Genomic DNA, 13,313 nt, shown 5'->3' with positions numbered 1-13,313 from the left:
AGCCTGCGCGAGGGTGATCGCTCAGAGCGAACGGGCGTCCGGGAACATTCATGGGCTCACATGCATTGAGTCGGCATAGCTCAACTTGACTGCCGAAGGGGAGATCATGGCTTCCGACTCCAAGCCGTCCGTGCCGCTCACTCTGCCCGTACTGCCGCTTGACGACGAGGTCGTGCTGCCCGGAATGGTGGTGCCGCTCGACCTGTCCGACAACGACGTCCGTGCCGCGGTGGAGGCCGCCCAGGCCGCCGCGCGGCCCGGAGCGGGCAAGCCGCGGGTGCTGCTCGTGCCCCGCGTCGACGGGACCTACGCCGGGACCGGCGTCCTGGGCACCGTCGAGCAGGTCGGACGGCTGTCCGACGGCGACCCCGGCGCCCTGATCCGCGGCATCGGCCGCGTGCGCATCGGCGCCGGTACGACCGGACCCGGCGCGGCCCTGTGGGTCGAGGGCAGCACCGTCGAGGAGGCCCTGCCGGACCCGCTGCCCGGTCAGGTCACCGACCTGATCAAGGAGTACAAGGCGCTCGCCACCAGCTGGCTCAAGAAGCGCGGTGCCTGGCAGGTCGTCGACCGCGTCCAGCAGATCGACGGCATCGGCGCCCTCGCCGACAACTCCGGATACTCGCCCTTCCTCACCGTCGAGCAGAAGGTCGCGCTCCTGGAGACCGCCGACCCGGTCGCCCGCCTCAAGCTCGCCACCGCCCAGCTCCGCGAGCACCTCGCCGAGCAGGACGTCGCCGAGACCATCGCCAAGGACGTCCAGGAGGGCGTCGACAAGCAGCAGCGCGAGTTCCTGCTCCGCCGCCAGCTCGAAGCCGTACGCAAGGAGCTTCGCGACCTCAACGGCGAGTCCGCCAAGGACGCAGCGGACGAGTCCGACGACTACCGCGCCCGCGTGGAGGCCGCCGACCTGCCCGAGAAGGTCCGCGAGGCCGCCCTCAAGGAGGTCGAGAAGCTGGAGCGGTCCAGCGACCAGTCCCCCGAGGGCTCCTGGATCCGCACCTGGCTCGACACCATCCTCGAACTGCCCTGGAACGAGCGGACCGAGGACCGGTACGACATCCGCGGCGCCCGCGCCGTCCTCGACGCCGAGCACGCCGGCCTGGACGACGTGAAGGAGCGGATCACCGAGTACCTGGCGGTGCGCAAGCGGCGCGCCGACCGCGGCCTCGGCGTCGTCGGCGGCCGCCGAGGCGGAGCCGTCCTCGCCCTGGTCGGCCCGCCCGGCGTCGGCAAGACCTCGCTCGGCGAGTCCGTCGCGCACGCGATGGGACGCGAGTTCGTCCGGGTCGCCCTCGGCGGCGTACGGGACGAGGCGGAGATCCGCGGCCACCGCAGGACCTACGTCGGCGCCCTGCCCGGCCGGATCGTCCGCGCCATCAAGGAGGCCGGGTCCATGAACCCGGTGGTCCTGCTCGACGAGATCGACAAGGTCGGCTCCGACTTCCGCGGCGACCCCGCGGCGGCCCTCCTCGAAGTCCTCGACCCGGCGCAGAACCACACCTTCCGCGACCACTACCTGGAGGTCGAACTCGACCTCTCCGACGTCGTCTTCCTGGCCACCGCCAACGTCCTCGAAGCCATCCCGGAAGCCCTGCTCGACCGCATGGAGCTGGTCAGGCTCGACGGCTACACGGAGGACGAGAAGGTCGTCATCGCCCGTGACCACCTGCTGCCCCGGCAGCTGGAGCGCGCGGGCCTGGAGCCCGGCGAGGTCGTCCTGGAGGACGCGAGCCTGCGCAGGCTGGCCGGCGAGTACACCCGTGAGGCGGGCGTCCGCACCCTGGAGCGGGCCATCTCCCGGCTGCTCCGCAAGGTCGCGGCCCAGCACGAACTGGGCGACCGCGAGCTGCCGTTCTCGGTCGGTCCCGACGACCTGCGCGAGCTCATCGGGCGGCCGCACCACGTACCGGAGTCGGCCCAGGACCCGGCGGAGCGCCGTACCGCCGTGCCGGGTGTCGCCACCGGGCTCGCCGTGACCGGCGCGGGCGGTGACGTCCTCTTCGTCGAGGCCTCCCTGGCCGACCCGGAGACCGGCGCCGCCGGGCTGACCCTCACCGGCCAGCTGGGCGACGTGATGAAGGAGTCGGCGCAGATCGCGCTCTCCTTCCTCCGCTCGCACGGCGCGGAACTGGAACTGCCCGTCACCGGACTGAAGGACCGGGGCGTGCACATCCACTTCCCCGCGGGCGCGGTCCCCAAGGACGGCCCGAGCGCGGGCGTCACCATGACGACCGCCCTCGCCTCCCTGCTGAGCGGGCGGCTCGTCCGTACGGACGTGGCCATGACCGGCGAGGTCTCCCTCACCGGCCGGGTCCTCCCGATCGGCGGCGTGAAGCAGAAGCTCCTCGCCGCGCACCGGGCGGGCATCACCACGGTCGTGATCCCCAAGCGGAACGAGGCCGACCTGGACGACGTCCCGGCCGAGATCCTGGAGAAGCTGGAGGTCCACCCGGTGACGGACGTCCGCCAGGTCCTGGAGATCGCCCTGGTGCCGGCGGCGGTGCCGGTGGGAGTGGCGGCGGCGTAACGACGTAACTCCCGTGGGACGGAGAGACGGAGAGACGGAGCGGGGTGTCCTCGACAGGGGGCACCCCGCTCCGTCATGCCCTGCGTCGTGTGCGCGTACTCGCAGGTAAATCGTCACCCGGATGTCAGCCGGGGGTGTCATGCTCGTACGCATGAACGAAGACGCCTTCTGGGCCCTCATCGACGAGTTGAGCCGCCGCACCGGTGACCTGGAGGAGCGGACGGAGTGGCTGCGGGCGGAGTTGCTCCGGCGCCCGCCGGCCGAGAGTGTGGAGTTCCAGGTGCGTCTCGACGACGCCTGCGAGGTCGCGGGCACGCGCGCGCTGTGGCGCGCCGCGAACCGGATCGAGAGCGGAGCCTGCAGCGACGACGGCTTCCACTACTTCACCCTCTGGCTGGTCGGGCAGGGGAGGAAGGTGTACGACTCGGTCGTCGCCGACCCCGACGCGCTGGCCGACGTGCCGGGGATACGGGCCCTGGTGGGCCGGCACCCGGACGAGTGGGACGACGACGAGTGGCCGGAGTGGGAGGGGCTCGACTACGTCGCGCAGGACGCGTACGACGAGCTGACCGGCCAGGAGGACGACGACGGCGAGGAGTTCGACGACGCCGTCGACGAACGTGCCGAGGAGCTCGCGGACGAGCTCTCGGGGGACTTCGAGGAGGAGTGGGAAGAAGGCGGCGAGACACGGGGCTCCCGTCCGGAGGGGGTGGCGGCATCCCGGCTCGCCGCCCTCTTCCCGCTCGGCACGCCCGGCTCCTAGGACTCTCGGGACCGGACCGAGCCCCGGCTCCCGGAGCTCGGGAACGAGCCCCGGCTCCCGGAGCTCGGGAACGAGCCCCGGCTCCCGGAGCTCGGGACCCGAGCCCCGGGAGCCGGAGGATTCCGGCCGACCTCTGGACCTCTAGGAGGCCGACGAGTTCCGGCGGCGGCCCAGGAGCAGGCTGCCCGCGCCGAAGGCGGCGAGGGCGCCCGCGCCCGCGAGGGCCATGGGCAGCGGCGAGGCGGGGGTCTCGGCCGTCTCGGCGGAGAGGGCCGGGGCCTGCTCGTCGCCGCCGTGACCCGCGTGGCTCACGGTGGACTGCGACGCGCCCGCCGCGATCTTCGCCTCGGTCGGGGCCTGCACCGTCGTCGTGGCCGCCTGTGCGGCCGTACCGCCGAAGGTGACGTCCGAGCAGCTGTAGAAGGCCTCGGGGCTGTCGTTGCGCTGCCACACCTTGTAGACGATGTGGCGGCCGGTGCGGGCGGGGAGGTTCCCCGTGAAGGTGTAGAAGCCGTCGGTGGCCGTGCGGGTGGTGTGGTGGACGGCGACGGGGGTCGCGTCCAGGTCCGACCACTTCAGCGGCTGCGTGGGGTCGAAGCCCGGCTTGGTGATGTAGACGGTCATGGTGCCGGAGTGGGCGGCCGTCACCCGGACCTTGAAGTCGAAGCCGCCCGCCGCGACCGCCGTCGCCGGCCAGTCGGTGCGCGCCCAGTCGAGCGCCCGGTACTTCTCGCGGTTCGCCGAGCAGAGCTTGCCGTCCGGGATGAGGGCCTGGTGCTGCCCGGCGGCGTTGGCGATGTTGACCTCGTTCCAGTCGTAGAGCGGCTGGGTGCCGGAGTCGGCGACGAGGTCCTTGCACACCTGCGACTTGGGGGTCTCGGGGCCCTCCGCGTAACAGGCGGCGACGCGGCTCACGGGGTTGAAGACGGCTCCGTGGGCACTGGCGGGGGTGGGGGTGAGGGTGACCAGGGCCGCGGCTGCGGACAGGGCGGCGACGCCGGCGGCGGTGCGGCGGGTGGACTGCATGCGGGGGCTCTCTCTCGTGCGTGGGGGAGGACGGACGAGCAACGCGCGCTGAGCGCACGGAAGTTGAATCCCGGGCGATCGCCGTAGAGCGTCGCATTGGTCCATACCAATAGGCAAGGGGGAGGGCCGGAAAAGCCCGAGCGGCCCCCGGGGTGCCGCCGCACACCCGAGGGCCGCCGTACGCGGAAGGCGTCAGCCGTTGGCCAGCGCCTGCACCCGCGAGAGGTCGCCGTTGAAGTGGTTGTGGTCGCCGACCGTCGGGCCGGAGGAGGTGTACTGCCACATCGTGTAGTACTGCCAGCCGGCCGGGAGTTCGCCCACCGTCGACGCGTACCGCGCGATCCACAGAGGGTTGGTCGTGGCGAAGGCGGAGGAGTTGCCGGTGCACTGCGTCCACCAGCTGGTCGCCGTGTAGATCACGGCGTCCCGGCCGGTCCTGACCTTGTACCGGTTCACGAAGTCGCGGATCCAGGCCACCATCCCGGCCTGGGTCTTGCCGTAGCAGGTCGCGCCGTACGGGTTCCACTCGATGTCGAGCACGCCGGGCAGCGTCTTCCCGTCCTTCGACCAGCCGCCGCCGTTGTTGACGAAGTAGTCGGCCTGGGCCGCGCCCGTCGTCGTGTCCGGGGTCGCGAAGTGGTACGTGCCCCGGATCATGCCGACGTTGTACGAGCCGGTGTACTGCTGGTTGAAGTAGGTGTTCTTGTAGTAGGTGCCCTCCGTCGCCTTGACGTAGGCCCACTTGACGCCGCTGTTCCACAGGGTGGACCAGGCGACGTTGCCCTGGTGGCTGGAGACGTCCACGCCTTCGGTCTGGACGGCCTGCGCGGAGGCGCCACCAGGAGCGGTGCCGCGCCCGTCGTGCTCGAGGACGCCCATGCCCATGCTGGCGGAACCGCGCGGGGGTGTCTGGCCGGCGCCCGGGGCCTGGGTGGCTCCGGCGGACGCGGCGAGGGGGACGAGAAGGGCCAGGGCCGCGAGCGCGGCGCCGGCGAGGGTCGTTCCGGATCTGTGCACACGCATTGCGTGCCTCCGAAAGGATCGGTGGGGGGAGCGATGTCGACGGTCCTGGACACCGGCCGACAGGTCATGGTGTGGACATGTCAGCCAGGGTCCCGTGGACGACGCTACGCACGTAGACCCGGCCCGGGAAGAGGGCCTGGATACCGCCGTTGGTCTAAGCCTGCGAAATACTGGAAGAGCTGCGGCGATGGCCTCGGCCGAAAGAAACTTTCAGCGGGCGGAAAGCCGTCGGCGGGTCGCCGGAGAACGTGTGGGAGGTGCTGACGTGCACGGAAGCGGTACGGGCAGTGAAGGCGGGGTCCCGCCGGCCGGCGGCGGTGAGCCCCACGCCCCGACCGGCGGGGTCGACCCGGTGTTTCTTGCGCTCGAGCGTGAGCTCGCCGTCTTCCTGCGTCGTGCCCGTGCCCAGTCCGGCGAGATGGCCCGTGAGGTCCATCCCGAACTGGAGCCCGCGGCCTACGGACTGTTCGTGCGGCTCGACGACGCCGGTCCCCAGCGGGCCACCGAGCTCGCCGGGTACTTCGGGGTCGGCAAGGCGACCATGAGCCGGCAGCTCCGGGCCCTCGAAGACCTCGGGCTCGTCGCCCGCGACCCCGACCCCGCCGACGGCCGCGCCTCGCTGGTCCGGCTCACCGAGGAGGGCCGGGACCGCTTCCGGAGCGTCCGGGACGCGCGGCGCGAGCGGTACGTCCGCAAGCTCGCCGACTGGGACCGTGCCGAGGTCGCCGAACTCGCCCGCCTCCTGAACCACTTCAACGTCAGATTCGAGGGCTGAGCGTACGGCGACGGCGCGGCTCAGCGGCCCCCCAGCTCCACCAGTACCGCCGTCGCGTCGTCGTGCGGCTTCCCCCGCCGCGTCCCGCCGGCCGACTCGGCCGCCTCCTCCAGGGCGCGCACGCGGTGGAGCAGCCCGAGCGTGCCCTCCTCGCGCAGGACGCCGAAGCAGTCCGTCCAGTCGCCCTCGCCGAACAGCTCGACCCAGCGGCTCGCCCCGTCCGTGAGCGCCGCCAGGGCCCGTACCTCCGCGCGCGGGCTCGTTCCCGTCACGGCCCGCCCGGCGACCGCCGGGTCGGCCGCCGCCGTGAAGAAGCCGCCCTCCTGGTTCCGGAGCCGGTCCGTCGCCGCGAGCGACCGCAGGATCTCGTCGGGGACGCGGTCGAGCCGGTCGTCGAGCACGGCCCGTACGGCCCCGTCCGGCGACTCCAGGAGGAGTACGGAGTCGGAGAGGACGAGGTGTTCGACCGAGGTCTCGTCCCAACGGGCGAGCACGACGGTCGCCTGAGGCGTACGGGCGTGAGAAAGGTCACAGGTGTCCCGATGGGCGTCCGCGGTGCGCCGGATTGCCTGCGACAGGATCTCGGGCAAGGGCATGTCCCGCCGGGAAGCGGACAGTTCGGTCAAAGCCCCGCCGAGGCGCGCGGTGAACCACGGCACCGTGTGCACGCAACCGTCATCACCGGCCGGTGGTGTCACGCCGTCGAGGAGGACGACGGTTCCCCCGCCGCCCGAGGCGGGCTGGACGGCGGCCACCCAGTCCTCGTTGGGGCGTTCGGGGCTGCCGGGGAGAGTGGCGACGTCGCTGCGCATGACGACCAGTGTGCCCGGCGCGGCGTACGTTCCCGGCGTACGTCTCCACAGGACCTGCGAACGTGCGCAAATGGCCTGTACCAACCCGGCGGAGGCCGCGCGGGAGCCGGAGCGGCGGGCTCCGGGGAGCTGCGGGCGGGCATCCTGCCAAAGCCCGCGCGGAAGATCCAACCGAGGGCCCTTCGGGGTCTGTCCGGCCCGCCCGGAGAAGTTGTTCGCCAACTCAGGAGTGTTGTTCACTCGTTCGGGTGGCGGAGCGGCCGATGCGCGCCCCCTTCCCAGAAGCGCTGGAATGGTCGGAAGCCATACCAGGGGTGGGGGCGCTCCATGTGACCGGCCGTCACCTCTGCTTTGTGGGCGGACGAATCAAGAATGCGAGCACCGGTGCAGATGAAGCGGCCTCGGAGCAAGAACGGCACGCGGAGCCAGACCCCCGGTGCGGTGCCGACCCCGGACGGCGCCGCGGCGCCCGCCGGCCGCCTCCCCGACGGCAGCGCGACCACCGGCAGCACCCCCGACGGCAGCACCCCCCTCGGTCGCCCCAAGCGCGTCCGCAACCGTCTCGTCGCGGGTGTCGCCCTCGTCGGCATCACGGTCCTCGCCGCCGGAGCGCCCGCGGTCCTCGCCGCCTCCACCGAGCTCAACGACTCCCAGAGCCTGGTCACCCTCGCCGAACTCGACCGGCAGGCCGTCACCCTGGCCCACTCGCTCGCCGACGAGCGCGACGAGGTCGTCGCCTACATCGCCGCCGGCCGCGACTCCCAGAACGGCGACGCCAAGCACAGGCGCCAGATCACCAGCACGAGGTCGACCCGGGTCGACCGCCAGATCGACGAGATCCGGCCCGCCGCCTCCGCCGAGCTCCGCCGCGACCTCGCCGGCGTCCCCTCCGTCCGCCGGACCGCCCTCACCGGCAAGGGCACGGCCCTGGAGGCCCACCGGGCGTACTCGGAGGTGATCGCCAAGCTCCAGGCCCTCGCCGACGAGCTGGCCGACAGGACCCCGGCCCGCGCCTCCGGCACCGCGCTCACCGAGGCCACCCGCGCCCCCGCCGCCCTCGGCCGCGCCGTCGAACAGGCCTCCGCCACCCGCGGCCTGCTCCTCGCCGCGCTCTCCGTGCCGCAGCCCGAGCCCACCGGCGAGGTCCACTACGACGTCGAGACCGGCACCTACGTCCCCGACGTGCCCGAGGGCACCGCCGAGGCCGAGCGCGCCCGCGACACCCTCGCCGCCGCGGCCCAGCAGGCCCGGGTCCGTGAGCTCGCCGCCCTCGGCGACTTCGACCAGGCCGCGGGCACCGTCGCCCGTGACGCGATCGCCACGACCGTCGCCGGCCCCGACGTCAAGAGCGCCGAGCGCTCCCTCGCCTCCCTCACCGACCAGCCCCGGCTGACGGAGACCGAGCGCGAGACCGACCCGGCCGGCCTGGACGCCGCGCTGTCCTCCCGGATCGAGCAGATGCGCGGCGTCGAGTCCCGGCTCGCCGCCGAGCGGGTCGAGCACTTCGTCGCCCTCCGGGACGACGACGTCACCGCCCTCGAACTGCGCATCGCCTTCCTCGGAGGCTGTCTGCTCGTCGCGGTCGGCATCTCCACGTACGTCGCCCGCACCCTCACCCGGCCGCTCGCCGTCCTCCGGCTCGGCGCCGCCCGGCTGGCCGCCGCCCCCGAGCCCGGCGCCGAGGAGCTGGTCCGCTTCACCGGCCGCAACGACGAGTTCGCGCAGGTCGTCCGCTCCCTCAACACCCTGCACGGCAAGCTCACGGGCCTCGCCGCGCACACCGAGCGGCTCACCGACGGGCACACCGACCTGGCCGCCGCCAAGGAGGCCCTCGGCGCCGAGCTCGCCACCCAGCGGGCCGAGCTCCAGGGCCGGGTCGCCCTCCTCACCGCCGACCTCGAACGGTTCAGGAGCACCGTCCACCACACCTTCGTCAACCTCTCGCTGCGCAGCCTCGGGCTCGTCGAGCGACAGCTCGGCGTCATCGAGAAGCTGGAGGAGCGCGAGCAGGACCCGGACCGCCTCGCGACCCTCTTCAAGCTCGACCACATGGCGACCGTCATGCGCCGCCACAGCGAGAACCTCCTCGTCCTCGCCGGCCACGAGCACGTCCACGGCCACGCCGGGCCCGTCCCGCTGGTCGACGTGCTGCGCGCCGCCGTCAGCGAGATCGAGCGGTACGAGCGGGTCACCATCCAGTCCCTGCCGCCGCACGCCCAGATCGCCGGCTTCGCCGCGGACGACCTGAGCCACCTCATCGCCGAACTCCTGGAGAACGCCACCTCCTTCTCGCCGCCCGACGCCGAGGTCCAGCTCTCCGGCTGGCTTCTGGAGTCCGGCGAGGTGATGCTCTCCGTGCAGGACACGGGCATCGGCATGACCGCCTCCCGGCTCGCCGAGCTCAACGCGCGGCTGGCCGAGGCCGACCCCGCCGCCTTCGAGGGCGAGGGCCTCGGCATGCGGGTCATCGCCCTGCTCGCCGCCCGCCACGGCGTCCGCGTCGAGCTGCGCGAGCAGCAGCAGGGCGGCACGGCGGCCGTGGTGGTCCTGCCGCAGCCCCTGCTCCCCACCGCCCTGCCGGCCACCGTCACGGAGCCCGTACGGGTGGCGGGTGCGGCTCCCACGCTCCACCTGCCCGGCTCGGTCGCGGAGGCCAACTCCAACACGCTGCCGTCCCGGAACCGCGACCCCCTCGTGGAGGCGGCGGAGCGGGCGTTCCTGGCGGCGGAGGTGACGGCGGCGAGGGAACAGCGGGAGCAGGAGCCGACGGAGGAGCCCGCGCGGGAGCCGGAGGAGCCGACGCGCGAGCCGGAGGCGCAGGCGGCGTACGAGCCCGAGCCGCAGGAGCGATCGTACGAGCCCAGGCCCACCGACGACGAGCCCGAGCCCGCGTACGACGAGCCCGCGCCCGCGTACGACGAGCCCGAGCCCGCGTACGACGAGCCCGAGTTCATCCACGACGGCCCCGCGCCCCATGACGAGCCCGCCCCCCTCGGCCAGAGCGTCTCCGAGACCACGCTCCAGGTCCGGCTGCCCGACCCGCCGCCGGAGCCGGACGCCCACGAGCGCGCAGCCGACGAGAAGCCGCAGGCTCCCACCGCCCCCGAGCCGGTCGTCGACCCGCCGGTTCCCGGGCCGCGTACCCCGCAGGGGGAGCGCGTCACCGACAAGGGCCTGCCCAAGCGCACCCCGCAGGTGGTCCGCCCCGCCGGGCCCGCCACCACGACCCCCCGTCAGGGCGGTGTGGACGCGGAGGCCCTGCGCCGCCGCCTCGGCGGCTTCCACCAGGGCGCCAAGGCCGGGCGCCGTGACGTGGAGGCGGAGATGGAAACGGCGCGGATAGATGACGTAAGGACTGCACGTACAGAGGAGATGACGGGGGACACAGTCGAGGAGGCACGCAGTTGACCGCGACGGGAACGTTCGGACTGAGCACGGAAGCCCGCAACCTGCAATGGCTGCTGGGGAATCTGGTGGAGGAGGTGCCCGGGGTCCACTCGGTGGCCGTCGTCTCCTCCGACGGCCTGATGCTGCTCTCGTCCGACCCGGCCGCCCAGCAGAGCACGACGGCCGCCGCCGAAGCCGGCCGTCCGAACGGGCCGCGCGGCTCCAGCGCCGACCTGGCCACCATCGTCTCCGGCATCGGCAGCCTGACCATCGGCGCCGCGCGCCTGATGGACGGCGGCGGGGTCAAGCAGACCATGGTGGCGATGGAGGAGGGCAGCGTCTTCGTGATGTCGATCAGCGACGGCTCGCTGCTCGGCGTGCACGCCACGCCCGACTGCGACATGAGCGTGGTGGCCTACCACATGGCGCTCTTCGTGGGCCGCGCCGGTCACGTACTCACCCCCGAAGTCCGCAGCGAGCTGCGCAAATCGATGGAGAGCACCCAGTGACGTCACTGTCCTCGGGGTTTCCCGCCCACCGGCTGCCCGTACGAGGGGACGGCCGCCGCCCCGCGCGCGTACGCCCGTACTCGCTGACCGGCGGGCGTACCCGCTTCGGCCATGTCCTGCTCGTCGAGACCTTCGTGGCGGCGCTCGAAGCGCCCGCCGTGCGCAAGCTCCTGACGGACGGCGGGCCGGGCGCCCGCGGTCTGATGCCGGAGATGCGGGCCATCGTCGAGATCTGCCGCCGGATGCGGACGGTCGCGGAGATCTCGGCGCTTCTGAAGATGCCGTTGGGGGTCGTCCGGGTGCTCCTCAGCGACCTGGCCGACCAGGGAAAGATCCGTGTGTACGGGACCGGTCACGGCACCGGCCAGCCCGACCGCGCGCTCCTCGAAAGGGTGCTGAGTGGACTCCGTCGTCTCTGACGCCTCCGCCGTCTCCGATGCCGACACCGCGTCACCGGCGGTGCCGGGCATACCCGCGCAGCTCCAGGCCCCCGAGGCCGACCTGTTCCAGCGAGATACGACCGCGTCGGCCGCGACCGGTCAGGACGCCGCCACCCGGGACGCGGCCACGGACGCCGCTGCCCCCGGCACCGAGGACGGCGCGCAGGACTGGCAGCTCGACCACACCCGCGCCCCGATCGCGACGAAGATCGTCGTCGCGGGCGGCTTCGGCGTCGGCAAGACCACCTTCGTGCGCGCGGTCTCGGAGATCACCCCGCTCCAGACCGAGGCGCTGATGACCCGGGCGAGCGAGGACACCGACGACCTCACCGCCACGCCGGACAAGCTCACCACCACGGTGGCGATGGACTTCGGCCGGATCACCCTCGACAACGACCTGGTGCTGTACGTCTTCGGTACGCCGGGACAGCAGCGCTTCTGGTTCATGTGGGACGACCTGGTGCGCGGGGCGATCGGCGCGATCGTGCTGGCCGACACGCGGCGGCTCACGGACTGCTTCCCCGCCCTCGACTACTTCGAGAGCTACGGGCTGCCGTACATCGTGGCCGTCAACCACTTCGAGGGCACTGAGCTGTTCGAGGCGGACGACGTCAGGGAGGCGTTGACCGTGCCCGCGCACGTACCCGTGGTGATCATGGACGCGCGCAAGCGGTACAGCGTCGTCGAGAGCCTGCTCGCGATGGTCGCGCACGCGCTCGAGCACACCCCCGAATAGATCGCCCCGCCCTCCCCGTCACGCCAGGAGCACCACCCATGCGGAAGATACTCATAGTCGGCGCCGGCCAGTCCGGTCTGCAGCTCGCCCTCGGACTCCAGTCGTCGGGGTACGAGGTCAGCCTCATGTCGAACCGGACGGCGGACGAGATCCGGTCCGGCCGGGTCATGTCCACCCAGTGCATGTTCGACACCGCGCTCCAGCACGAGCGGGACCTCGGCCTCAACTTCTGGGAGTCCCAGGCACCGCGCATCGAGGGCCTCGGCGTCTCGGTCGCCGCGCCGGACTCCACGCGCGCGATCGACTGGGTCGGGAAGCTCGACGGGTACGCGCAGTCCGTCGACCAGCGGGTGAAGATGGCCGGCTGGATGGAGACCTTCGCCCAGCGCGGCGGCCAGCTGGTGATACACGGCGCGGCCGTCAGCGACCTGGACTACTTCTCGCGCAGTTACGACCTGGTGCTCGTCGCGGCGGGCAAGGGCGAGCTGGTCTCGATGTTCGGCCGGGACGCGTCCCGTTCGCCGTACAGCGAGCCGCAGCGCGCGCTGGCCGTCGCGTACGTCCACGGCCTCGGCCCGCGCCCGGAGCACCCGGACTTCGACGCGGTGCGGTGCAACCTGGTCCCGGGCGTGGGCGAGCTGTTCGTCATGCCGACGCTGACGACGGGCGGCCGCGCGGACATCCTCTTCTGGGAGGGCGTCCCCGGCGGCCCGCTCGACGCCTTCAAGGGCGTCAAGGACCCGGCGGAGCACCTCTCGCTGACCCTGGAACTGATGGAGAAGTTCACGCCCTGGGAGTACGCGCGGGCCACCAAGGTCGAACTGACCGACGCGGGCGGCACTCTCGCCGGCCGGTACGCGCCGACGGTCCGCAACCCGATCGGCCGGCTGCCCGGCGGCGGGCTGGTCCTCGGCGTGGCCGACGTGGTCGTGGCCAACGACCCGATCACCGGCCAGGGCTCGAACTCGGCGTCGAAGTGCGCGGCGGCGTACCTGGCGGCGATCGTCGAGCAGGGCGACAAGCCCTTCGACGAGGAGTGGATGCAGTCGGCCTTCGACCGCTACTGGCAGACGGCCCAGCACGTCACCAAGTGGACGAACGCGATGCTGGGCGTCCCGCCGGAGCACGTCCTGAACCTCATCGGCGCGGCGGGCGGCCTCCAGCCGGTCGCCGACCGCTTCGCGAACGGCTTCAACGACCCGTCGGACTTCGAGAACTTCTTCTTCGACCCCGAGAAGACGAACGCGTACCTGGCGGCGGTCGCGGGAGCCTGACCTCCCCGTCCCGATGGCCGGCGCCCGAGTCCCGGGCC

General features: G+C 72.6%; 11 protein-coding genes. 8 read left to right on the top strand and 3 right to left on the bottom strand.

Annotation, left to right across the window (positions count from 1 at the left end):
- Positions 1 to 106: 106 nt before the first annotated feature.
- Both lon and N5875_RS12710 read left to right on the top strand, forming a co-directional pair.
- On the top strand, positions 107 to 2,530 hold the full coding sequence (gene lon, locus N5875_RS12715; protein ID WP_318209201.1) for an endopeptidase La: 2,424 nt from the start codon (positions 107 to 109) through the stop codon (positions 2,528 to 2,530).
- Between the two features lie 151 nt (positions 2,531 to 2,681).
- Complete coding sequence (locus N5875_RS12710) at positions 2,682 to 3,293, top strand: DUF4240 domain-containing protein (protein WP_318209202.1); 612 nt, start codon at positions 2,682 to 2,684, stop codon at positions 3,291 to 3,293.
- 141 nt (positions 3,294 to 3,434) lie between these two features.
- On the opposite strand, the gene N5875_RS12705 is transcribed toward N5875_RS12710, so the two are convergent.
- Complete coding sequence (locus N5875_RS12705) at positions 3,435 to 4,319, bottom strand: lytic polysaccharide monooxygenase (RefSeq protein WP_338493682.1); 885 nt, start codon at positions 4,317 to 4,319, stop codon at positions 3,435 to 3,437.
- Between the two features lie 192 nt (positions 4,320 to 4,511).
- Positions 4,512 to 5,342 (bottom strand): lysozyme, encoded by an 831-nt coding sequence (locus tag N5875_RS12700; RefSeq protein WP_338493681.1) that lies wholly within the window; start codon positions 5,340 to 5,342, stop codon positions 4,512 to 4,514.
- 352 nt (positions 5,343 to 5,694) lie between these two features.
- On the opposite strand from N5875_RS12700, the gene N5875_RS12695 reads away from it, so the two are divergent.
- Positions 5,695 to 6,117 carry a MarR family transcriptional regulator gene (locus tag N5875_RS12695; protein WP_318209205.1) on the top strand — a complete coding sequence of 141 codons (423 nt, stop codon included), beginning with the start codon at positions 5,695 to 5,697 and terminating at the stop codon, positions 6,115 to 6,117.
- Positions 6,118 to 6,137: 20 nt separating this feature from the next.
- Here N5875_RS12695 and N5875_RS12690 read toward each other — a convergent pair whose 3' ends face one another.
- The gene (locus N5875_RS12690; RefSeq protein ID WP_318209206.1) at positions 6,138 to 6,929 is read right to left on the bottom strand and encodes a protein phosphatase 2C domain-containing protein; all 792 of its coding nucleotides are present in this window, start codon (positions 6,927 to 6,929) and stop codon (positions 6,138 to 6,140) included.
- Positions 6,930 to 7,301: 372 nt separating this feature from the next.
- Here N5875_RS12690 and N5875_RS12685 point away from each other — a divergent pair, with 372 nt between their 5' ends.
- The 5 genes from N5875_RS12685 to N5875_RS12665 are packed head-to-tail and all read left to right on the top strand — an operon-like array spanning position 7,302 to position 13,275.
- On the top strand, positions 7,302 to 10,337 hold the full coding sequence (locus tag N5875_RS12685) for a nitrate- and nitrite sensing domain-containing protein (RefSeq protein ID WP_318209207.1): 3,036 nt from the start codon (positions 7,302 to 7,304) through the stop codon (positions 10,335 to 10,337).
- On the top strand, positions 10,334 to 10,825 hold the full coding sequence (locus N5875_RS12680) for a roadblock/LC7 domain-containing protein (RefSeq protein WP_030320968.1): 492 nt from the start codon (positions 10,334 to 10,336) through the stop codon (positions 10,823 to 10,825). Before N5875_RS12685 ends, N5875_RS12680 begins: the two co-directional genes overlap by 4 nt.
- Positions 10,822 to 11,244, top strand: coding sequence for a DUF742 domain-containing protein (locus N5875_RS12675; protein WP_318209208.1), 423 nt, complete (start codon positions 10,822 to 10,824; stop codon positions 11,242 to 11,244). Before N5875_RS12680 ends, N5875_RS12675 begins: the two co-directional genes overlap by 4 nt.
- Positions 11,225 to 12,001, top strand: a complete 777-nt coding sequence (locus N5875_RS12670; RefSeq protein ID WP_318209209.1) for an ATP/GTP-binding protein — start codon at positions 11,225 to 11,227, stop codon at positions 11,999 to 12,001. The genes N5875_RS12675 and N5875_RS12670 overlap by 20 nt, the downstream gene beginning before the upstream one ends.
- Before the next feature lie 38 nt (positions 12,002 to 12,039).
- Positions 12,040 to 13,275: a styrene monooxygenase/indole monooxygenase family protein gene (locus tag N5875_RS12665; RefSeq protein ID WP_318209210.1), complete on the top strand. Its 1,236-nt coding sequence runs from the start codon at positions 12,040 to 12,042 to the stop codon at positions 13,273 to 13,275.
- Positions 13,276 to 13,313: the final 38 nt, after the last annotated feature.

Source organism: Streptomyces sp. SJL17-4, from assembly GCF_036826855.1.
In the GTDB taxonomy this organism is placed as follows: domain Bacteria; phylum Actinomycetota; class Actinomycetes; order Streptomycetales; family Streptomycetaceae; genus Streptomyces.
This window is presented reverse-complemented; position numbering and strand designations above follow the sequence as displayed.

Coding starts and splice junctions, on each gene's coding strand:
- lon (WP_318209201.1), top strand. CDS start 107: ATGGCTTCCGACTCCAAGCCGTCCGTGCCGCTCACTCTGCCCGTACTG.
- N5875_RS12710 (WP_318209202.1), top strand. CDS start 2,682: ATGAACGAAGACGCCTTCTGGGCCCTCATCGACGAGTTGAGCCGCCGC.
- N5875_RS12705 (WP_338493682.1), bottom strand. CDS start 4,319: ATGCAGTCCACCCGCCGCACCGCCGCCGGCGTCGCCGCCCTGTCCGCA.
- N5875_RS12700 (WP_338493681.1), bottom strand. CDS start 5,342: ATGCGTGTGCACAGATCCGGAACGACCCTCGCCGGCGCCGCGCTCGCG.
- N5875_RS12690 (WP_318209206.1), bottom strand. CDS start 6,929: ATGCGCAGCGACGTCGCCACTCTCCCCGGCAGCCCCGAACGCCCCAAC.
- N5875_RS12685 (WP_318209207.1), top strand. CDS start 7,302: ATGCGAGCACCGGTGCAGATGAAGCGGCCTCGGAGCAAGAACGGCACG.
- N5875_RS12665 (WP_318209210.1), top strand. CDS start 12,040: ATGCGGAAGATACTCATAGTCGGCGCCGGCCAGTCCGGTCTGCAGCTC.